The sequence below is a fragment of the Dyella sp. GSA-30 genome, from assembly GCF_027924605.1.
In the GTDB taxonomy this organism is placed as follows: Bacteria; Pseudomonadota; Gammaproteobacteria; order Xanthomonadales; family Rhodanobacteraceae; genus GSA-30.
This window is the reverse complement of the sequence record NZ_AP027042.1, coordinates 1,568,947-1,588,538: the sequence shown is the minus strand read 5'-3', so window position 1 is coordinate 1,588,538 and position 19,592 is coordinate 1,568,947. Positions and strand designations below refer to the sequence as shown.

The window sequence follows — 19,592 nt, the reverse complement described above, 5'->3', positions numbered from 1 at the left end:
CGGGCCGCCTTGCGGCGGCCCGTGCAACGCTCAACCGTTGGCTGCGACCGAGTCGTTCGAAAGCGCGCTCCTGACGCGCGCAGTCACCTCGTCCAGATGGCCAACACCGTTGATCACCTGCAGCTTGCCGCGACGATCGAAGAAATCGGCCACTGGGGCGGTTTCCTTCGCGTAGACCTGGAGACGGTCACGCACCACCTCCGGGTTGTCGTCCTTGCGGTGCTCGGCTTCGAAACGAATCTTGACGCGATCGATGATCGCCTCGCTCGGCACATCGAGCTTGACGACGGCGTCCAGCGGCTGGCCGATCTTGGCCAGCAGATGATCCAGCGCATCGGCCTGCGCGAGGTTGCGCGGATAGCCATCGAGGATAAAGCCATTCTTGACGTCGTCCTGCGACAGACGCTCTTCGAGCATGGCCAGCAGGATGTCGTCGGAAACGAGTTTGCCGGCGTCCATCACCGCCTTGGCCTTGAGGCCTGTCGGCGTGCCGGCCGCTACCGCCGCGCGCAACATGTCGCCGGTCGAAATGTGCGGTACGCCGAGTTCAACCTTCAGCCGGGCGGCCTGGGTACCTTTGCCCGAGCCGGGCGGGCCGAGTAGGACGAGTCGCATAGTGCTCCACGAGATCCATAGACGCGCGCATCGCGCACGCGGGTGGAATAGAAAGAAAACCAGCGGTCACGTTAACTTCTGCAACCGGTAACGTCAAACGGATAGTGGCCGCGTTTTTTGCCAACTAGTTGTTGTAAAAGACTTAGCTAGCCCGACCCCATTCGCCAAGCAGGAGCCCAGCCCCATGAAGTCATCCCCCCGATCCCCCACCGGCCGCCTTCTCTACGCCCAGTCGGGCGGGGTCACCTCGGTGATCAATGCCAGCGCGGCCGGCGTGATCGAAACGGCCCGTGCGCATGGCGTAAAGGTTTTCGCAGCACATAACGGCATCCTGGGTGCCTTGCGCGAAGAGCTGATCGACACGTCCAAGGAGTCCAAGGCGAGCATCACCGCGCTGCGCCACACCCCGGGCGGGGCGTTCGGCTCCTGCCGCTACAAGCTGAAATCGCTGGAAACCCACCGGGCCGAGTACGAGCGCCTGATCGACGTACTGCGCGCCCATGACATCCGCTGGTTCCTCTATAACGGCGGCAACGATTCGGCCGATACCGCACTGAAAATTTCCCAGCTCGGCAAGGCGATGGGCTACGACATCCGCTGTATCGGCGTGCCCAAGACGGTGGACAACGACCTGGCCGTGACCGATTGCTGCCCGGGTTTCGGCTCGGTGGCCAAGTACACCGCCGTCTCGACGCTGGAAGCCAGCCTGGACGTCGCCTCCATGGCCGACACCTCGACCAAGGTGTTCATTCTGGAGGTGATGGGCCGCCACGCCGGCTGGATCGCCGCCGCCGCGGGCTTGGCCGGCGAGGGCGCCGATGCGCCGCCCCATGTCATCCTGTTTCCGGAAAACGTGTTCGACGAAACCGCCTTCCTTGCCAAGGTAAAGGCGACGGTGGAACGGGTCGGCTGGTGCACCGTGGTTGCGTCCGAAGGGATCCGCAATGCGGCAGGCCAGTTCCTGGCCGAAGCCGGCACGCGCGATGCCTTCGGGCATGCTCAACTCGGTGGTGTCGCACCGGTACTCGCCAGCCTGGTGAAAGAAAAGCTCGGCTACAAATACCACTGGGCGCTGCCCGATTACCTGCAGCGCTCGGCGCGTCATCTCGCGTCGAAGACGGATGCCGAACAGGCCTATGCGGTGGGCAAGGCTGCCGTGGAATACGCGTTGGCCGGCCAGAACGCGGTGATGCCGGTGATCGTGCGCACCAGTGACGCGCCCTACCGTTGGAAGATCGAGCCGGCGCCGCTGAGCAAGGTGGCCAATCACGAAAAGAAGATGCCCAAAGGCTTTATCACGCGCGACGGTTTCGGCATTACCGCGGCCGCGCGGCGTTACCTCTCGCCGCTCATTCAGGGCGAAATGCCACCGCCATACGGCAAGGACGGCTTGCCGCGCTATGCGACGCTGCGCAACCAATTGATCGAGAAGAAACTGCCTGCGTTTGCTATCTGAGGTTATTGAGGTTGGCGCATGCATGACCTCGCTCCGCCAGGAGCGAGGTCCCCTGAAACGATTACATGACCGAAAGCCAAACCGCCAAGGCGGGCCCCCGAATCATTGCGCGCTGCGTTCAGGCGCACGTTTCTACGATGACCCTGCCTGTCGCCAACCTTTCGCGGCGACGTTCAGGAGACACCCATGAAGACCGTCCAGCGCCTGCTTCTTGCTGTTGCCATGCTGTTTGCCGCAGGTGCCGCCGTGGCGGGACCTGACGATCATCACGATCATGACCGGGGCCGGCATGGCTACGATCGCCATGATGGCTATCGCGGCGACCATCGCGGCTATGACCGTGGCGACCGCCGCGGTTACGACCACGGCTACGGCTATCGCGATCACGGCTATTACCGCCCGGCACCGCGCTACTACGGTCGCCCCGGCCCGTACTACGGCCACGGTCGTTGGGCACGCGGCCATTATTATGGCGGCCCGCGCTACTACGTAGACAATTGGGACTACTACCATCTGCGCCGCCCGCCCTATGGCTATCGCTGGGTGCGCTCCGACAGCGATTTTCTTCTCGTTGCCGTAGCCACGGGCGTCATTCTCGACATGGCTATACGCTAGACGCGGACAGGTTTCATGTCACAGGAAAACGGCGCGGATCGCGCCGTTTTCTTTCGGCTCGGTCTGGTGTACACAAGCTTCATCACGGAAGTTTCAAGTTCAAGGAAGCGAACCATGCGCAAGTGTGCGTTTCTTATCGCGCTGCTACCGATGCTGGCCAATGCCATACCGGTTACGCTGCAAAACGCACAATGGAAGATACAGATCGAGCCGACCACGCTGGCTATCGACGTCGCGCCCGCAAATCAGCGCAGCATGCGCGTGTCGCAAGGCGTCGAAAAGCACGATGTCAACGCACTCGCCTCCGATGACGCGCACGCCCAATGGCAATGGGATAAGGGAACCTATCGGTTCTCGGTCGCCCTCTCGGGTCGCGATCTCACTTTCACGATCAAGGCGCGCGCAGCAGGTGAGCTGACATTCCTCCGGCAACCGGGGGACGCATTTGGTCGCGGCCTGATACTGCCGCTTGCCGAGGGTCATTACGTGCCCGCAAATGATCCGTTGTGGCGAGTCTTTCTACTTGAACAAATGAGCGACTTCGACAGCAGCGAAGCGCTTAGCCTGCCCTTATGGGGCATGGACTACCGAGCATTTTCGCTGCACTGGCTGTTGCTCGAACCCTTCGGCAATCGCATGCAGTGGCAGGACGAACATGGCGCACTCGGACTCGATGCCAGCCATCGCTTCAGCCGGCTCGATTCCGGGCGTCCGCTGGTCTTCATGCTGCATCTTGGCGACAGCTTGCTGGACGGCGCGCAACGCTATCGGCAATGGCTGCAGGACCAGGGCAGGTTCGAATCGATGGCCGCGAAGATCGCCGCCACCCCGGATACAAAGAAACTTCTGGGCGCCAGCCATATCTATCTGTGGAGCGGCGGCCTGCTTGCCGTCAAGGATGTGGCCGATTGGGAGGCGCTGCGGCATACGCTGTCGGGCCAGGACAAGCTTGCCAACGTGCTGCTGAAACACTTCGACAAAGAAGCGCGCTCGACGCTCACCGGCCCGCTCGACGGCTATCGCAAGAACGTGCTTGTACGGGCATTGAACGACGCCCTGCTGGCACAGGCGCGCTCGGCCTGGCAGACCGGACGGCCCGATGCGACGCAGCTGGCCACGCGCTATGGCCCATTGCGTGACGAGGTAGCGGCAGCTTTTGGGCATGTCTTGACGGACGACCCGGCACAATGGGGAGACGGGCTTTCGATAGCGACGATGAAGCAGCTGCATGCCGCCGGGCTGTCCCGGCTATGGATTGGCCTGGGTGAGGGCTGGGAACCGGGCTTGTGGCACCCTGAGGCGGTCCGGGCCAGCGTCGATGCAGGCTATCTGGTGGCGCCGTACGACTCTTACGAAACCGCGCTCAAGTCCGACAGCAATCCTGATTGGGCGACAGCGCACTTGAGTAACGATGCCTATATACGATGTGGAATCATCCGCGAGGATGGCAGCGCAAGGTCTGGATTTCTCGGCCAAGGGCGCTACACCGACACTCGCTGCATCACACCCGAACTCAAACGACGAGTAGTGGCCATCAAGGAGCGTGCCGGCTTCAACAGCTGGTTCCTCGATGCCTATGCAACCGGCATGGTGTTCGAGAGCTATCGCCCCGGCGCCACGCTGAGCCTCGCGCAACACGCGCGCGACAATGTCGATGCGATGGCCTGGATTGCCCGGCAGATGCACTTGCCCGTCGGCTCCGAGGGAGGCAATGCCACCACCGCGGGCGGCCTGGCGTTCGCTCACGGCATGCAAACGCCTGTGATCGGCTGGAGCGATCCGGATGTCGGGCAAAGCCAGAAGAAAAACCCGAACTCGCGTTATTTCATGGGCTCTTATTATCCGCCCGAACAACCGACTGTCTTCTTCAAGACAGTGCCCACCAAACCGCTCTATCAACACATTCACTTCGCGCCGCAGACCCGCTTGCCCCTTTACCAGGCTGTATTTCACGATTCGATCATCACCACGCACCACTGGCATACCGACAATCTCAAGCTGGGTAACGTAAGGCGCGAGAACGAACTGGCCCAGTTGCTCTACAACGTCCCGCCGCTGTACCACCTGAGCGCCGGTACGCTGAAACAGCGATTGCCGCTGATCCGGCGCATGGATACGTTTTTCCGTCCATTGCATCAACGCCTCGCTACCCAGGCCCTGACCAAGTTTCGCTGGCTTTCCGACGACCGCCTGCTGCAGGAAACCCGTTTTGCCGACGGCAGCTTCCTGCGCGCGAATTTCTCCGCAACCGAACGCAAGGTCGGCAACATGCGTATCTCGCCGTACACCGTTGTCGCCACCGACAACCAGGGTGGCGTGTCCGATTACCGCGCGAACGATCCGGTCAATTGATCGCCCGATAGTGCCGCGCGTTGCGGCGCACAACACTTTGCGAGCTAACGTCTGCCTATACTCCGTGTAACCGCCCCAGCCGGGGCGGTTCACAACACGAGTGGGAGGCTCCGATGCTGCAGCAGTATGGCTTGTGGATCGTGCTGGCGTGTGCGGTAGTAGCGATTCTGTATGGCGCGCTCTCGGTGCGCTGGATTCTGGCCCAATCGCCAGGTAACGAGCGCATGCAGGAGATCGCGGCAGCGATCCAGGAAGGAGCCCGCGCTTACCTCAATCGCCAGTACGCCACGATCGGCGGCGTCGGTGTGGTGTTGTTCCTGGTGATCGGTTTTGCGCTGGACTGGGGCACGGCGATCGGTTTTGCGGTCGGCGCGATTCTTTCCGGCGCCACCGGTTATATCGGTATGAATGTTTCAGTGCGCGCCAACGTGCGTACCGCTGAAGCTGCCCGCTCCGGTCTGGCTGCCGCGCTGAAGGTGGCCTTTCGAGGCGGTGCGATTACCGGCATGCTCGTGGTCGGCCTGGGCTTGCTTGGCGTCGCCGGTTACTACGGCATCCTGCGTCATATGGGCTATGAAGGCATGCGTGCGTTGCATGCACTGGTTGGCTTGGCCTTCGGCGCCTCGCTAATCTCGATCTTTGCGCGTCTTGGCGGCGGCATCTTCACCAAAGGTGCGGACGTCGGCGCGGACCTGGTCGGCAAGGTCGAAGCCGGCATCCCGGAAGACGATCCGCGCAACCCGGCGGTGATCGCCGATAACGTGGGCGACAACGTCGGCGACTGCGCCGGCATGGCCGCCGACCTGTTCGAAACCTATGCGGTCACGCTGATTGCCACCATGCTGCTGGGCGGCGTGCTGGCCGAGCAGACCGGCGAATGGGGCGTGATGTATCCGCTGCTGCTGGGCGGCGCCTCGATCATCGCTTCGGTGATCGGCACTTTCTTCGTCAAGGCGCGCGGCCCGAAGATCATGAACGCGCTGTATGCCGGCGTCGCGGTCTCGGCGATCCTCGCCGCCATCGCGTTCTGGCCGATCACCAGCCAGTTGATGGGTGCCTCTTCCTACGGTGTCGGCCATCTCTACGGTTGCGCACTGATCGGACTTGCGTTGACCGGCGCGATGGTGGTGATTACCGAGTACTACACCGCTACCGAATACGGTCCGGTGCAGCACGTGGCGAAATCATCCACGACCGGCCACGCGACCAACATCATTGCCGGCCTGGGCGTGTCGATGAAGTCGACCGCGCTGCCGGTACTGGCCGTGTGCGCCGCGATCTGGGGTTCGTTTGCGCTGTGCGGGCTTTACGGCATCGCCATCGCAGCCACGGCCATGCTCAGCATGACCGGCATGGTGGTGGCGCTGGACGCTTACGGCCCGATCACCGACAACGCCGGCGGCATTGCCGAGATGGCCGAACTGCCGCCGGAAGTTCGTGGCGTCACCGACCCGCTCGATGCGGTCGGTAACACCACCAAGGCGGTCACCAAGGGTTATGCGATCGGTTCGGCCGGCCTGGCTGCGCTGGTGTTGTTTGCCGACTACACGCATAACCTGACCCAGCACCTGAATCTCCCTGAGGTCCGCTTCGACCTGTCCAATCACTACGTGATCATCGGCCTGCTGATCGGCGGCCTGATTCCGTATCTGTTCGGCGCCATGGCGATGGAAGCGGTGGGTCGCGCGGCAGGCTCGGTGGTGGAAGAAGTACGCCGCCAGTTCCGCGAGATCAGCGGCATCATGGAAGGCACGACCAAGCCCGACTACTCGCGTGCGGTCGACATGCTTACCCGCTCGGCGATCAAGGAAATGCTGGTGCCTTCGCTGCTGCCCGTGCTGGTTCCGGTGGTGGTGGTATTCGGCTTCAAATGGCTCGGCGGTGCCGAAGCCGGCGCGCAGGCGCTGGGCGGCGTGCTGATCGGCACGATCGTCACCGGCCTGTTCGTAGCCATTTCGATGACTACCGGCGGCGGCGCCTGGGATAACGCCAAAAAATACATCGAAGACGGTCATCACGGCGGCAAGGGTTCGGATGCGCACAAGGCCGCCGTCACGGGTGACACCGTGGGCGATCCGTACAAGGACACCGCTGGTCCGGCGGTCAATCCGCTGATCAAGATCATCAATATCGTGGCGCTGCTGCTGATTCCGCTGCTCTGAGCCACTACGGAAACGTGACCTGAGAAGCCCCGGTTCGCCGGGGCTTTTTCTTTTACGCGCTTGGGACATAATGCGGCCGCGCCAAAGGAGATTCCGGCGCGAACGACCCCGCAGCGTCGCTGCGCGGAGGCAAGGATGCCGGCAATGCACGTCATGCCTGGCTTTCAGGTTTCTTATGCATTGTTGAGGCGTTTCTCATGTTCAAGACGATTCGTGAATGGTTGCAGTTGCAGGTGGCCATGTCCGACCGCGCGGAAGTCTCCGAGTCGATCGACAGCGAAGGTGAGCTGCGCGGCAGTTATCTGTTCATGTGCACGATGGCCTCGGGCATCGCCACCATCGGCCTGCTGTGCAATTCGGTGTCGGTAATCATTGGCGCGATGCTGGTGTCCCCGTTGATGGGCCCGATCGTGCGGCTTGGCCTGGGCATCGCCACGCTCGATCTCAACCGGGTATTCCGCTCACTCGGCACCTTGCTGGCGGGCATGAGCCTGGCGCTCGGCGTCGCCATCCTGATCGTTTGGCTGTCGCCGCTACGCACGCCCACGCCGGAAATTCTGGCGCGCACCACGCCGAATCTGTTCGATATGATCGCCGCCACGCTGTCGGGCCTCGCTGGCGGTTACGCGATGATCCGCAACCGCGGCGGCACGATCGTGGGCGTGGCGATCGCGACCGCACTGATGCCACCGATGGCAACGGTGGGCTTCGGTATCGCAGTGGCCCAGTGGGGGATTTCCAAAGGCGCGTTGCTGCTGTTTACCACCAACCTGGCAACGATCGCCTTGAGTACCACCCTCATGTGCACCTGGTACGGCTTCAGCGGTCGCGCCACACGGCACGCGGTGGCCTGGCAGATCGTGGTGGGCTTTGCGGTGCTGCTGCCTTTGGGCTGGCCGCTGGCACATGCTCTGGGCGATATCGCACAACAGACGCGTTTGCTCGGTACCGTGCGCAGCACCTTGACCAGCACCCTGTCGAATCAATCGGTGCGTGTGCTGGACATGCAGCTCGACGACAGCCGCAAGGTGCTCGATGTGACGTTCGCGGCACAGCATTACGGGATGGACGAAGACACGGCACTGCATCAAGCGCTCAAGTCGGCACTGCCCAGCGGGCTGACCTTGCGTTTGAATCCGATGATCACTTCCGATCCGACGCAGACCGAACTGGGACGTTCCGCCTTGAGCGCCAACATTCCAGGTGCATCGATACCTGCAACCGTCGCCACACTGGATGACGAAACCAGCGTCGTCATCAAGCACTTCCCGCTGCCACTGTTGAGTTCGGGCAGCAACGCGCAGACAAAGACGCTCACGCTGATGCTGGCGCCCACATCGGCGGCGTCCAACGCGACATTGCGGCAGATGGAAGATCAGCTCGGAACGCAATTGCCGGGCTGGACGATCCAGATCGTGCCGCCGCCGCGCCCCTTACCGCCTGTGCTGTTCGAGCGTGGCTCTGCTCAGATCGGACCGGCGCAACAGGCCGCCCTGGAAAATACCATCTGGGCCTTGCAGCGCTGGGGTGTACATGATGTCGCCGTGGAAGGACGCGCAAGCACCGATGGGCACGGCCCGGCCGATCTGGCCGAACAGCGTGCGGCGCAAGTTCGTCAATCGCTCGAAGCCGCCGGTCTGCATGTCGTCACTGGCGCGAGTTATCCCTTGCCCGACCAGCAGCGTCGCGAAGCCGAGGAAGGTGTCGATCCGTTTCGGAGTGTTTTTGTTTATGTGGTGGATCCTGGGGCGGATTGATCCAAATCTCGAAAAGCCTCCTGCGTTTGTAGGAGCGGCTTCAGCTGAAAGGGAGCTCGAATTGCCTTGGGCTCCCCTATTCGTCATCCCGGCGAAGGCCGGGATCTATTCCTCAGCGCAGATGCTTGCCACACGTTGTCTGACAAGTGGAGGTCGAGGAATGGATCCCGGCCTTCGCCGGGATGACGAATAGGAAAGGTTTTTTAGAGTTTCCCTGAGGTCGCCCCCTCCAAATGACAGCCGCCGGATAAACCTCTCAGCGTCAAAACCGCACCTGTCCATGGCATGCTCCGTCACTTGGCCGCCGGATGGCCATCGTCGCAAGTCGGTCAGGGAGGCCGCATGCCGCACAGTCCGTTGTTTCTGCAGCTCATCGTCATCATCGGCGTCGCACGTCTTTGCGGCCTGCTGCTGCGCTATGTGGGTCAGCCTCCGATCATCGGCGAGATGACGGCGGGCTTTCTGCTTGGGCCGATCGTTTTCGGCGCATGGTTCCCGGACATCCATGCCTATCTATTCGCCCCTGCCGCGTTGCCTGGGCTGACATCGCTATCGACGCTCGGCCTGGTGCTTTTCATGTTTATCGTCGGCGCGGAGCTGCGTGCACCGAACGGCATCGGCCAGCAGATTCGTTCGGCGGGCATGGTGGGTGCGCTGAGCCTGTTGCTGCCTTTTGCGTTGGGCATCGGCATCTCGCCGCTGCTGTATTCGCTGGCACCGCAAGGTGTCGCGTTCTGGCCATTCGCGCTGTTCATGGCCGTAGCCATGTCGATCACCGCCTTTCCGGTGTTGGCGCGCATCCTCAAGGACCGTGGACTGACCCAGACACCGCTCGGGCAACTCGCGCTGAGCAGCGCGGCGATGGCCGATGTGTTCGCGTGGATCATGCTGGCCCTGGTGGTCGCCATGCTTGGCACGCATACGGGATACACAGGGTTCTTCAAGACCGTACTTGGCCTGATCGTGTTCAGCGCCGTCGTTTTCCTGATGCTGCGCCCGCTCTACGCGTGGCTGCTGCGTACGCGGGCGCCGGAAGGCCAGGTTTCGGTGACCGTGCTGGCGGCGATCCTGATCGGGGTTTTCAGCTGCGCGGCGGTGACCCAGTGGCTCGGCCTGCATGAAGTCTTCGGCGCCTTCCTGTTCGGTGCCTGCCTGCCCCGCGACGACCGGCTGCTCAAGGCGATGGTGCAACGTCTGGAATACGTGTCCGTCGCGGCACTGATGCCGATCTTTTTCGCGCTTGCCGGCTTGAACACCACCGGCGATGCCTTCGTCGGGGCCGGTCTGGGTGCGCTGGCGATCATTCTGCTCGCCGGCATTGCGGGCAAGATGCTGGGCGGGGCTGCCGGCGCGCGGCTGGCAGGGTTCGGGTGGCGCGACAGTTTTGCCACCGGTTCGCTGATGAATGCCCGCGGCCTGATGGAGCTGATCGTCATGAAAGTGGGCCTGGACGCCGGCGTGATCGCGCCCCCGCTTTTCACGATGCTGCTGATCATGGCCCTGGTGACGACGTTCATGACCAGCCCGCTGATCCGCCTGTTCGCCGGCCCTGCCGCGCAGCCGGCGCCGGCACACCCAAGGCCTCTTGAGCGCGGCCCCCACTGAAAGATTGGGCTTGATCGGGGCGGGAGTGCCTTTATACATATGACGACCCGCTCGAAGCCTGATCCAATCAGGGCTTGATCCAGACAAGACTGATTCAGACAAGAGCGGGCGGGCCGGTTGGCACGCTTGGGTTTTCGCACCATGGAGGACAGCCGTGAATAAGCGCGCCATCGCGTTTTTGGTCACCACGATCGTTGCAGGCATGAGTCAAGCAAGCACACCACCCCAACCCGCCGCACACCCCGCGTCGGCCAACGCCGCATCGCCGGATGCGAACCTGTGGCTGGAAGATATCGACGGCGCCAAGCAGTTGGACTGGGTCCATCAGCAAAACGCCAAGACCGTCGACACGTATGCGCAGACACCCGAGTTCAAGCAGCTCGATGCGCGCCTGCTGGAGGTGCTCGATTCGAACGAGCGCATTCCGATGGTCAACAAGATCGGCGACGCCTTCTACAACCTCTGGCGCGACAAGGAACATCCGAAAGGCCTGTTCCGTCGCACGTCGCTGGCTGAATACCGCAAGGCGCAGCCGACCTGGGAAACCGTGATCGACCTGGACGCGCTGTCCAAGGCCGAAAACGAAAACTGGGTATGGCATGGCGCGCAATGTCTGAAGCCGGACTATCGCCGCTGCCTGGTCTCGCTGTCGCGCGGCGGCGCCGATGCCGACGTCGTGCGTGAGTTCGATCTCACCACCAAGCAGTTCGTCAAGGACGGCTTTGTCCTGCCGGAGGCCAAGAGCAACGTGGCCTGGATCGACGACGACCACATCTACGTCGGTACCGACTTCGGCACCGGCTCGATGACGACATCGAGTTATCCGCGCATCGTCAAGGAATGGAAGCGCGGCACCCCGCTGTCCAGCGCCACCACCGTGTACGAAGGCAAGCACGAGGATATGGCGGTCGGCGCGTATCGCGACAACACGCCCGGCTTCCAACGCGACTTCGTCACCCGCCAGCTCGCCTTCTACGACAGCGAAACCTATCTGCGCGGCAAGGACGGCAAGCTCACCAAGATCGACGTACCCAACGACGCCAACACGTCGACAGAACGCGAATGGCTGCTGATCGAACCGCGTAGCGACTGGAACGTCGGCGGCAAGACCTATAAATCGGGCTCGCTGCTGGCCGCCAAGTTCGACGACTACATGGCCGGCAAGCGCGAGATCACCGTGCTGTTCGAGCCCACCGACACCACCGCACTCGACGGCTATTCGTGGACGCGCCATCACCTGATCCTCAACGTGATGGACAACGTGGTGAACCGGATCGAGGTGCTGACGCCACAAGAAGGAGCGTGGAAGCGCGAGAGCCTGGGCGGTGCGCCGAAGCTGTCGACGATCGCTGCAGGCGGTATCGACGACGACACCAGCGATGATTATTTCCTGACTGTCAGCGGCTTCCTGCAGCCGACGACGCTGTATTACGGCGTGGTCGGACAGGGCGAGCCGACGGTACTGAAGAACAGCCCGAGCTTCTTCGACGCATCGAAGTTCGAGGTCAGCCAGCATTTCGCCACCTCCAAAGACGGCACCCGCGTGCCTTATTTCGAGATCGCGCCGAAGAACCTGGCCGCCAACGGCAAGAACCCGACACTCCTCTATGGCTACGGCGGCTTCGAAATCTCGCTGCAGCCCGCTTACAGCGGCGGTGTGGGTCGCGCATGGCTGGAAAAGGGCGGCGTCTATGTCATCGCCAATATCCGCGGCGGCGGCGAATACGGTCCGCGCTGGCACAAGGCGGCCCTGAAGGCCAACCGACTGCGCGCGTATGAAGACTTTGCCGCGGTGGCACAGGATCTGATCGACCGCAAGATCACCTCGCCGCAGCACCTGGGCACGATGGGCGGCAGCAACGGCGGCCTGCTGATGGGCAATATGCTCACCCTGTATCCGCAGTTGTTTGGCGCGGTGGTGAGCCAGGTCGCCCTGCTCGACATGCAGCGCTATACCCATCTGTCGGCCGGCGCCTCGTGGATGGCCGAGTACGGCGATCCGGACAAGCCGAACGAATGGGCCTGGATCAAGACCTTCTCGCCGTACTACAACGCCAAGCCGGACCAGAAATACCCGCCCGTGCTGTTCACCGCCTCCACGCGCGACGACCGCGTCGGCCCGGTGCATGCGCGCAAGATGTACGCCAAGCTCGAATCGATGGGCTACGACGCAAGCTTCTACGAGAACGTCGAGGGCGGCCATGGTGCGGCGGCGGACAACAAACAATCGGCCTTTATGAACGCGCTGGGGTACACCTATCTCTGGGAGCACGTAAAGTAGACGTCCCTTACGACACGTTTGGTCGCGCACCTCCCCGGGTGCGCGACCATCTCATACAGAGCGAATGAAAAGCTTTCACAAAGTCCGCCCCGAATTGCGCGAATGGATCCTCGCTACCGCCCGCGCCGGGCATGGCGTGCCCGAGGTACTACGCCTGCTCAAGGAAGCCGGCTACGACGCCGCGCAAAGCCGGCGTGCCGTCTCCGAAGTGCTGGATATCCCTTTGACCTCGCTCAACGCGGTCGCGCCGCGCCCAAGCGGCCGGCGCCCGAAGCACCCCGAAGCGCCCCAGGTCCTGGTCGACGATCAGCCCATTCGCGTCACCATCAGCGTCGAGGCACCCGCCCTGCGCGTTCTCGACGGCCTGCTTTCGACGGAGGAATGCGAGGCTTTGATCGATGCGGCACGCCCCCGCCTGAATCGCGCGATGACCGTGGACAACCAGGGCAAGCAACAGGTCGACGCAGCACGCACCAGCCGGGGCATGTTCTTTTCGCTCGGCGAAACGCCGCTGATCGCCACACTCGAAGCCCGCCTGGCCAAGCTGCTGGACATGCCGGTGGAATTTGGCGAGGGCCTGCAGGTACTGCACTACCTCCCCGGCCAGGAATACGAAGCGCATCACGACTGGTTCGACCCTTCGCAACCGGGCTATTCGACCATCACCGCCAAGGGCGGCCAGCGCGTCGCCAGCGTGGTGATGTATCTGAACACCCCCGAGGAAGGTGGCGGCACGGGCTTTCCCGCGGTCGGCCTGACCGTGACCGCCCAGCGCGGCTCGGCCGTCTACTTCGCCTATGAGACCGGCGAGCAGGCTTCGCTGCATGCCGGGCTGCCGGTGACGCGGGGGGAGAAGTGGATTGCCACAAAATGGCTGCGGGAGAGGCCTTTCAGGCCCTAGAAGTGAGTGGAGAGGAGTGAGGAGTGAGAGATACGAGCACAAACTTGAGCTGACTCGTCTCTTACTCCTCACTTCTCTTCACTCACTCCCATGCTGCAGCGCAGCGGCCTTTCCCGTATCCTTTCGGGTTTCCCCTTTCCCCTCCAAGGATCATCTCCCATGGGTCTGCACCTCGTCTCCGCCGGCCGTGACGTGCCGAACGAAATCAACGTCATTATCGAAATCCCCAAGGATGCCGAGCCGGTCAAATACGAAGTGGAGAAGGAAAGCGGCGCGATCTTCGTCGATCGCATCCTTTCGACCCCGATGCGCTATCCCTGCAACTACGGCTATGTGCCGGGCACGCTGGGCGGCGACGGCGATCCGCTGGACGCGCTGGTGATCCTGCCGCTGCCGCTGGTGCCGGGCTCGGTGATCCGTTGCCATCCGGTCGGCATGCTCAAGATGACCGACGAAGCGGGCGCGGACGAGAAGCTGGTGGTGGTGCCGGTCGAGAAGATTTTCGCCGGTTATGCGCACATCAAGGACATCAAGGCGGTCTCCGGCCATTGGCTGGAGCGCATCGGCCACTTCTTCGAGCACTACAAGGACCTGGAGAAGGGCAAGTGGGTCAAGATCGATGGCTGGGTCGGCGCCGAAGAGGCCAAGGCCGAGATCGAGGCCGGCATGAAGCGTTACCAGGCGGACAAGAAGTAATCAGCCCTGTCCTGCATAAAAAACGGCGCCCTCAGGCGCCGTTTTCATATCCGGCACGGCCCCGGCTACTCACCGCTGCTGACCTGCCCGTCGGCCTGGCTGACCGCTACCGGAGCGGTACCCGGTGCTTCGTTCCAGCACCACATCAGCAGGCACAGCCCCAGCACCAGGGCTGAAATCACCGTCAGAACGCCACGCAACCAGCGGTGGCTGGGGCGTATCGGCTGGCTTGATTCGGGCATGGCAGCGGCTCCATGGACACGGTATGCCATGGATAACGCCTCGATACCCGAATTGGAGGACACGCGGGCAACATCCATTGGCAACTGGCCAACTCAATCTGGCCCAATCTAATGATGGGTCGAGGACGACGCCCGGCGATCCTTGGCCGGCTTGGCCGGCTCGCCCTTGCGACCGAGCTGGTCCAGCAGAGTGGAGAGATCCTCGGCGTGCTCTTCCTCGTTCGCCAGGATGTCTTCCATCATGCGGCGCGTGGTCGGATCGTCGTTGCCCAGGTACTGGATGATCTCGCGATAGCTATCGATCGCGATGCGCTCGGCTACCAGATCCTCCTTGAGCATATCGGCCACATCCTCGCCCTCGGCGTAATCGGAATGACTGCGGCTGAGCAGGCCTTCGGGGTTGAGGTTGGGCGTGCCGTCGAGCTGGGTGATGCGTTGGGCGATGCGGTCGGCGTGGCCCTGCTCCTCGGTGGCGTGCTCCAGGAACTCCGCCGCCACGCTCTTGGCGTGAATGCCCTTGGCCATGTAGTAGTGATACTTGTAGCGCAAGACACAGACGATCTCGGTCGCCAGGGCTTCGTTCAATATCTTGATCACCGTGTCGCGGTCGGCGCTGTAGCCATCGGTGATGGCGCCCTTGTCGATGTGCGCGCGGGCACGTTTGCGAATGGTCTCGATATCGCTGAGAAACGGCTTCTTGGCGGCCATACCTGCCTCCTCGTGACGAGTGGATGGGATCGGTGACGAAATCACCGCGCAACGATGCCCATCCTGGATTCACGCCCGCGAAGCACAAGTGAAAATGCCGCGCGTTTTGCAACGCGCGGCATGTTTCGGTTCATCGACTCACCGCTTTACGCCTTGCGATAGACCTCGGCGCCTTGCGAGCGAAATTCAGCTGCTTTTTCGGCCATGCCTTCGTCCAGCGCCACGATCTCGTCTACGCCATGTTCGGCGGCGTAGTCGCGCACGTCCTGGGTGATCTTCATCGAGCAGAACTTCGGCCCACACATCGAGCAGAAATGCGCCGACTTGTGTGCGTCCTTGGGCAAGGTCTCGTCGTGGAATTCCTTGGCCTTTTCCGGATCGAGACCGAGATTGAACTGGTCGTCCCAACGGAATTCGAAACGCGCCTTGCTGAGTGCGTTATCGCGTACCTGCGCACCCGGATGGCCCTTGGCCAGATCGGCCGCATGCGCGGCAATCTTGTACGCGATGATGCCGTCGCGCACGTCCTGCTTGTTCGGCAGACCGAGATGTTCCTTCGGCGTCACGTAGCAGAGCATCGCGGTACCGAACCAGCCGATCATCGCCGCGCCGATGGCGGACGTGATGTGGTCGTAACCCGGTGCGATATCGGTGGTCAACGGCCCCAACGTGTAGAACGGCGCCTCGTGGCACTTCTCCAGCTGGCGCTCCATGTTCTCCTTGATCAACTGCATCGGCACGTGGCCGGGGCCTTCGATCATCACCTGCACGTCGTGCTTCCAGGCGATCTGGGTGAGTTCGCCGAGCGTGTCGAGTTCGCCGAACTGCGCCGCGTCATTGGCGTCGGCCACGCAACCCGGACGCAGGCCATCGCCGAGACTGAAGGAGACGTCGTACGCCTTCATGATCTCGCAGATGTCTTCGAAGTGCGTGTAGAGGAAATTTTCCTTGTGATGCGCCAGGCACCACTTGGCCATGATCGAACCGCCACGCGACACGATGCCGGTAACGCGCTTGGCGGTCAGCGGCACGAAGCGCAGCAGCACGCCCGCATGGATGGTGAAGTAATCCACGCCCTGCTCGGCCTGTTCGATCAGCGTGTCGCGGAACAACTCCCAGGTCAGGTCCTCGGCCACGCCGCCGACCTTTTCAAGCGCCTGGTAGATCGGCACGGTGCCGATCGGCACCGGCGAATTGCGGATAATCCACTCGCGCGTCTCGTGGATGTTCTTGCCAGTGGAAAGATCCATCACCGTATCGCCGCCCCAGCGGATCGACCACACCAGCTTTTCCACTTCCTCGGCGATGCTCGAGGACACGGCGCTGTTGCCGATGTTGGCATTGATCTTGGTGAGGAAATTACGGCCGATGATCATCGGCTCGCTTTCCGGGTGATTGATGTTGGCCGGAATGATCGCGCGCCCGCGCGCCACTTCGTCGCGCACGAATTCGGGCGTAATCAGTTTCGGCAGCGAAGCGCCGAAGGCCTGACCCGGATGCTGGTTGCGCAAGGCGCTTTGCGCCAACGCCTCGATCCGCTGGTTCTCGCGGATCGCGATGTATTCCATCTCCGGCGTGATGATGCCCTTGCGCGCGTAATGCATCTGCGTGACGTTCGCGCCGGCCTTGGCGCGCAGCGGCGCGCGCGTACCGGTGAAGCGCAGCGGCGCCAGCTTGGGATCGTTCGCACGCTGGCGGCCGAAGCTGGAAGTCAGGTCGCCAAGCTGCTCGACGTCGCCACGCTCGGCGATCCAGGCCGCACGCAATTCGGGCAGGCCGGCGGCCAGATCGACCCGATAGTCCGGATCGGTGTACGGGCCGGAGGTGTCGTAGACGGTGATCGGCGGATTCGTTTCGCCGCCGAACAGCGTCGGCGTCTGCGCCTGTTCGATTTCACGCATCGGCACGCGCAGATCATCGCGCGAGCCTTGGACGTGGATCTTGCGCGACCCGGGAATCGGGCGCGTCACGGCTTCGGACAGTTCCTGCGCGGCGCGCACGAGCTCGGAGGACAGGGCATTCATCGGCAATACGTCCTTACAGAAGTTAAGCACCCGGATGAGGGGCTTCGCGAGAAATCGCGGACGAAAGCGATGGCGCCGGAGGCACAGGCCGATCTGTGCCACGAAGCTTCCCTACACCGGTGCTAACCGGATCAGGTTCGAAGGGACTCTCTCAGCCGGCCATGTTTGCCGGCACCCCCGCTTCCAAGGGATCTATTTGAACAGAAAGTGGGGTTAGTCGCGAGTGAATGTGGGTTGGGAGCGCATGCGTCGGGCTCTTGCCTGGGCGCTTGGGCGACCTGACCGCTTCTGAGCTGCATTGGGGATAGAACGTTCGTACCGCCTACTCGAATCGTCAAGGGACACTTTTAGCTTCTGCTGGACGCCGGATTGATGCGTGAGGCGTCGTAGCGGCGAGGACTTAAAGCGTGCCCCCTCTCTCCTGGCTTTGCCGGGGGAGAGGGTTGGGGTGAGGGGGCCGGGTGCTCGCGGGAACATCACCCACAGTGCAGCTCTGCTCTCGACAAGCGATGCGCAGCGAGTCGTCAGCTCTTCGGGCCCCCTCGGGAGCCGAGTGAGGTTTGGACGATCAGGCCCCCGAAGGGGGGGCTCGGCAGGGACGCCGAGTCCTTTTCGACAGGACACGGATGTCCTGTCGAAAAGCCCGGCCAGACCTCACGGTCCGAAGGACGGCGGACTAGGGGTGTCCTTTCTTTGGTTATCTTTCTTTGGACAAGCAAAGAAAGTAACTCGGCGACCGGCAGGTCGGCGAAACACGCCAGAGGCGACTTTCTAGCTAGAGCGCATCAACGCTCAAGCGGCAACCCAACACCGAAGCCACTGGATCCCCGCCTACGCGGGGATGACGAAGTCGTGAGGCAGCGGTAAACCATCCCGAACTGCGCCGGGATGACGAAAAAAGGAAGAGTCATCCATGGCCGGCCCGATCGCCGGCCAATCCGATCAGCGCGGCAAATACGCGCGCAAGAACATATCCACACCATCACGCGCGGTCTGCTCAATCTCAGCCGCATACGACTGCGCACAGTCCTCACAACCAAACATGCGACGCAGCAGCAACTCACCCTTGATCAGCGAGAAAAACTGCGCACTGGCGCGCTTGGTATTGGGGATATCCAGCTTGCCGCCGTCAACCGCGTGTTGCAGCAGGCGCTCCATCAGCCCGTGCGTGCGGTCGGGGCCTTCCTCCCACATCAGCTTGCCGTAGCGGGGATTGCCCTGGCGGCAATCGCTGAGGATGGCGCGGAAGGTGCCCACGTTCTGCACGTCACATTCCAGGTGCGCGTGGTGGAGGGCGATCTTGAGCAGCATCTCGCGGACTTCGGTCTGCGGCTCGTAGCGAAAAATATCTTCCGGAACCAGGTCCTGGATGCGCGCGCGAATCACCTCGCGGAACAGGTTGTCCTTGTCACCGAAGTGGCTGTACACGGTCAGTTTGGACACGCCGGCCTCTGCCGCGACGGCATCCATGCTGGTACCCGCAAATGCGTTGCGGATAAACAGGGCCTTGGCTGCTTCTAGAATCGCCGCACGCTTCTCCATGTCCTTGGGACGGCCTGGTCCCTGCGGCTTGGCTTGCGGGAGGATGGTCATTGCATACACCTTCACAAATGGCTGACGCGGGTTTAGTATACGCCGCGGTTCAATTATTTTCCACGGGCATCCTGAATGGCCCTCTCTATGCCCTCAACGACTGTCGAACTCACCCTCAGCGCCGGCTATCGCCAGGCGCAACGCGCCCTGGCCGCCTGGCTGGATCAAGGCGTGCGCGCCGCACGGCAGAGCGCGTTTGCCGCGCGAACCGCGCTGGCAGCCCTGGATTCCACCGAGCGCAGCCGGCTGGCGCGATGGCTGGCCTGGCTGTCGGTGGCGGCAAGCTACCGGGGCGAGGCGAGCCTTGCTGCCCGGGTCAGGCGGCTCGACAGCGGGCTGCATCTTGCCATGGAAGATGCACTTGCGCGGCTACCGATGAAATCGGTCACTATGCTCAAGCAAGATCACCGTATGAGCGCATGAGTGTCCGCGGACATGGCTTGGCGCATGACTTCCGTCAACCGTATGCGATGACTTCCGGCACTTCGTAGCAAGCACGTCAGGCCGCAGGCTTTGGTCATTGTCGGAAACGGCCTAAGCACTTATCCTTTCAGCCCTTTTTCGACTAAACAGAGATGTGAGCAA

General features: G+C 62.4%; 15 protein-coding genes and 1 riboswitch. Of the genes, 10 read left to right on the top strand and 5 right to left on the bottom strand.

Annotated elements, in window-relative coordinates; translation table 11 throughout:
- Window positions 1–30: 30 nt before the first annotated feature.
- A complete protein-coding gene (locus QMG46_RS06935; RefSeq protein WP_281851762.1) occupies window positions 31–615 on the bottom strand; it encodes an adenylate kinase in 585 nt (194 codons plus the stop codon).
- 184 nt (window positions 616–799) lie between these two features.
- Here QMG46_RS06935 and QMG46_RS06930 point away from each other — a divergent pair, with 184 nt between their 5' ends.
- The 9 genes from QMG46_RS06930 to ppa all read left to right on the top strand — a co-directional run bounded on the left by QMG46_RS06930 (window position 800) and on the right by ppa (window position 14,440).
- Window positions 800–2,071, top strand: coding sequence for a 6-phosphofructokinase (locus QMG46_RS06930; RefSeq protein ID WP_281851761.1), 1,272 nt, complete (start codon window positions 800–802; stop codon window positions 2,069–2,071).
- A 186-nt stretch (window positions 2,072–2,257) separates the two neighbouring features.
- Window positions 2,258–2,686 (top strand): RcnB family protein, encoded by a 429-nt coding sequence (locus tag QMG46_RS06925; protein ID WP_281851760.1) that lies wholly within the window; start codon window positions 2,258–2,260, stop codon window positions 2,684–2,686.
- Between the two features lie 114 nt (window positions 2,687–2,800).
- Window positions 2,801–5,038 (top strand): glycoside hydrolase, encoded by a 2,238-nt coding sequence (locus tag QMG46_RS06920; protein WP_281851759.1) that lies wholly within the window; start codon window positions 2,801–2,803, stop codon window positions 5,036–5,038.
- Window positions 5,039–5,151: 113 nt separating this feature from the next.
- Entirely contained in the window at window positions 5,152–7,200 is a 2,049-nt protein-coding gene (locus QMG46_RS06915) for a sodium-translocating pyrophosphatase (RefSeq protein WP_281851758.1), read from the top strand.
- Between the two features lie 197 nt (window positions 7,201–7,397).
- Complete coding sequence (locus tag QMG46_RS06910) at window positions 7,398–8,957, top strand: DUF389 domain-containing protein (RefSeq protein WP_281851757.1); 1,560 nt, start codon at window positions 7,398–7,400, stop codon at window positions 8,955–8,957.
- 342 nt (window positions 8,958–9,299) lie between these two features.
- Entirely contained in the window at window positions 9,300–10,562 is a 1,263-nt protein-coding gene (locus QMG46_RS06905) for a cation:proton antiporter domain-containing protein (RefSeq protein WP_281851756.1), read from the top strand.
- Between the two features lie 202 nt (window positions 10,563–10,764).
- Window positions 10,765–12,843 carry a prolyl oligopeptidase family serine peptidase gene (locus QMG46_RS06900; RefSeq protein WP_281852830.1) on the top strand — a complete coding sequence of 693 codons (2,079 nt, stop codon included), beginning with the start codon at window positions 10,765–10,767 and terminating at the stop codon, window positions 12,841–12,843.
- Between the two features lie 64 nt (window positions 12,844–12,907).
- On the top strand, window positions 12,908–13,744 hold the full coding sequence (locus QMG46_RS06895) for a 2OG-Fe(II) oxygenase (RefSeq protein ID WP_281851755.1): 837 nt from the start codon (window positions 12,908–12,910) through the stop codon (window positions 13,742–13,744).
- A 159-nt stretch (window positions 13,745–13,903) separates the two neighbouring features.
- Window positions 13,904–14,440, top strand: coding sequence for an inorganic diphosphatase (ppa, locus tag QMG46_RS06890; RefSeq protein ID WP_281851754.1), 537 nt, complete (start codon window positions 13,904–13,906; stop codon window positions 14,438–14,440).
- A 65-nt stretch (window positions 14,441–14,505) separates the two neighbouring features.
- Here ppa and QMG46_RS06885 read toward each other — a convergent pair whose 3' ends face one another.
- The 4 genes from QMG46_RS06885 to QMG46_RS06870 form a co-directional block, all read right to left on the bottom strand.
- Entirely contained in the window at window positions 14,506–14,682 is a 177-nt protein-coding gene (locus tag QMG46_RS06885; RefSeq protein WP_281851753.1) for a hypothetical protein, read from the bottom strand.
- 108 nt (window positions 14,683–14,790) lie between these two features.
- Entirely contained in the window at window positions 14,791–15,390 is a 600-nt protein-coding gene (locus QMG46_RS06880) for a ferritin-like domain-containing protein (RefSeq protein WP_281851752.1), read from the bottom strand.
- A gap of 146 nt (window positions 15,391–15,536) precedes the next feature.
- A complete protein-coding gene (gene thiC / locus QMG46_RS06875) occupies window positions 15,537–17,414 on the bottom strand; it encodes a phosphomethylpyrimidine synthase ThiC (protein WP_281851751.1) in 1,878 nt (625 codons plus the stop codon).
- 90 nt (window positions 17,415–17,504) lie between these two features.
- Window positions 17,505–17,603, bottom strand: a riboswitch (TPP riboswitch).
- A 753-nt stretch (window positions 17,604–18,356) separates the two neighbouring features.
- Window positions 18,357–19,007: a TetR/AcrR family transcriptional regulator gene (locus QMG46_RS06870; protein ID WP_281851750.1), complete on the bottom strand. Its 651-nt coding sequence runs from the start codon at window positions 19,005–19,007 to the stop codon at window positions 18,357–18,359.
- Between the two features lie 87 nt (window positions 19,008–19,094).
- On the opposite strand from QMG46_RS06870, the gene QMG46_RS06865 reads away from it, so the two are divergent.
- A complete protein-coding gene (locus tag QMG46_RS06865; protein WP_281851749.1) occupies window positions 19,095–19,430 on the top strand; it encodes a hypothetical protein in 336 nt (111 codons plus the stop codon).
- The last annotated feature ends 162 nt before the right edge of the window (window positions 19,431–19,592 follow it).

Coding starts and splice junctions, on each gene's coding strand:
- QMG46_RS06895 (WP_281851755.1), top strand. CDS start 12,908: ATGAAAAGCTTTCACAAAGTCCGCCCCGAATTGCGCGAATGGATCCTC.
- QMG46_RS06880 (WP_281851752.1), bottom strand. CDS start 15,390: ATGGCCGCCAAGAAGCCGTTTCTCAGCGATATCGAGACCATTCGCAAA.
- QMG46_RS06915 (WP_281851758.1), top strand. CDS start 5,152: ATGCTGCAGCAGTATGGCTTGTGGATCGTGCTGGCGTGTGCGGTAGTA.
- QMG46_RS06925 (WP_281851760.1), top strand. CDS start 2,258: ATGAAGACCGTCCAGCGCCTGCTTCTTGCTGTTGCCATGCTGTTTGCC.
- QMG46_RS06920 (WP_281851759.1), top strand. CDS start 2,801: ATGCGCAAGTGTGCGTTTCTTATCGCGCTGCTACCGATGCTGGCCAAT.
- QMG46_RS06910 (WP_281851757.1), top strand. CDS start 7,398: ATGTTCAAGACGATTCGTGAATGGTTGCAGTTGCAGGTGGCCATGTCC.
- QMG46_RS06935 (WP_281851762.1), bottom strand. CDS start 615: ATGCGACTCGTCCTACTCGGCCCGCCCGGCTCGGGCAAAGGTACCCAG.
- QMG46_RS06905 (WP_281851756.1), top strand. CDS start 9,300: ATGCCGCACAGTCCGTTGTTTCTGCAGCTCATCGTCATCATCGGCGTC.
- QMG46_RS06870 (WP_281851750.1), bottom strand. CDS start 19,007: ATGACCATCCTCCCGCAAGCCAAGCCGCAGGGACCAGGCCGTCCCAAG.
- thiC (WP_281851751.1), bottom strand. CDS start 17,414: ATGAATGCCCTGTCCTCCGAGCTCGTGCGCGCCGCGCAGGAACTGTCC.
- ppa (WP_281851754.1), top strand. CDS start 13,904: ATGGGTCTGCACCTCGTCTCCGCCGGCCGTGACGTGCCGAACGAAATC.
- QMG46_RS06900 (WP_281852830.1), top strand. CDS start 10,765: ATGAGTCAAGCAAGCACACCACCCCAACCCGCCGCACACCCCGCGTCG.
- QMG46_RS06865 (WP_281851749.1), top strand. CDS start 19,095: ATGCCCTCAACGACTGTCGAACTCACCCTCAGCGCCGGCTATCGCCAG.
- QMG46_RS06885 (WP_281851753.1), bottom strand. CDS start 14,682: ATGCCCGAATCAAGCCAGCCGATACGCCCCAGCCACCGCTGGTTGCGT.
- QMG46_RS06930 (WP_281851761.1), top strand. CDS start 800: ATGAAGTCATCCCCCCGATCCCCCACCGGCCGCCTTCTCTACGCCCAG.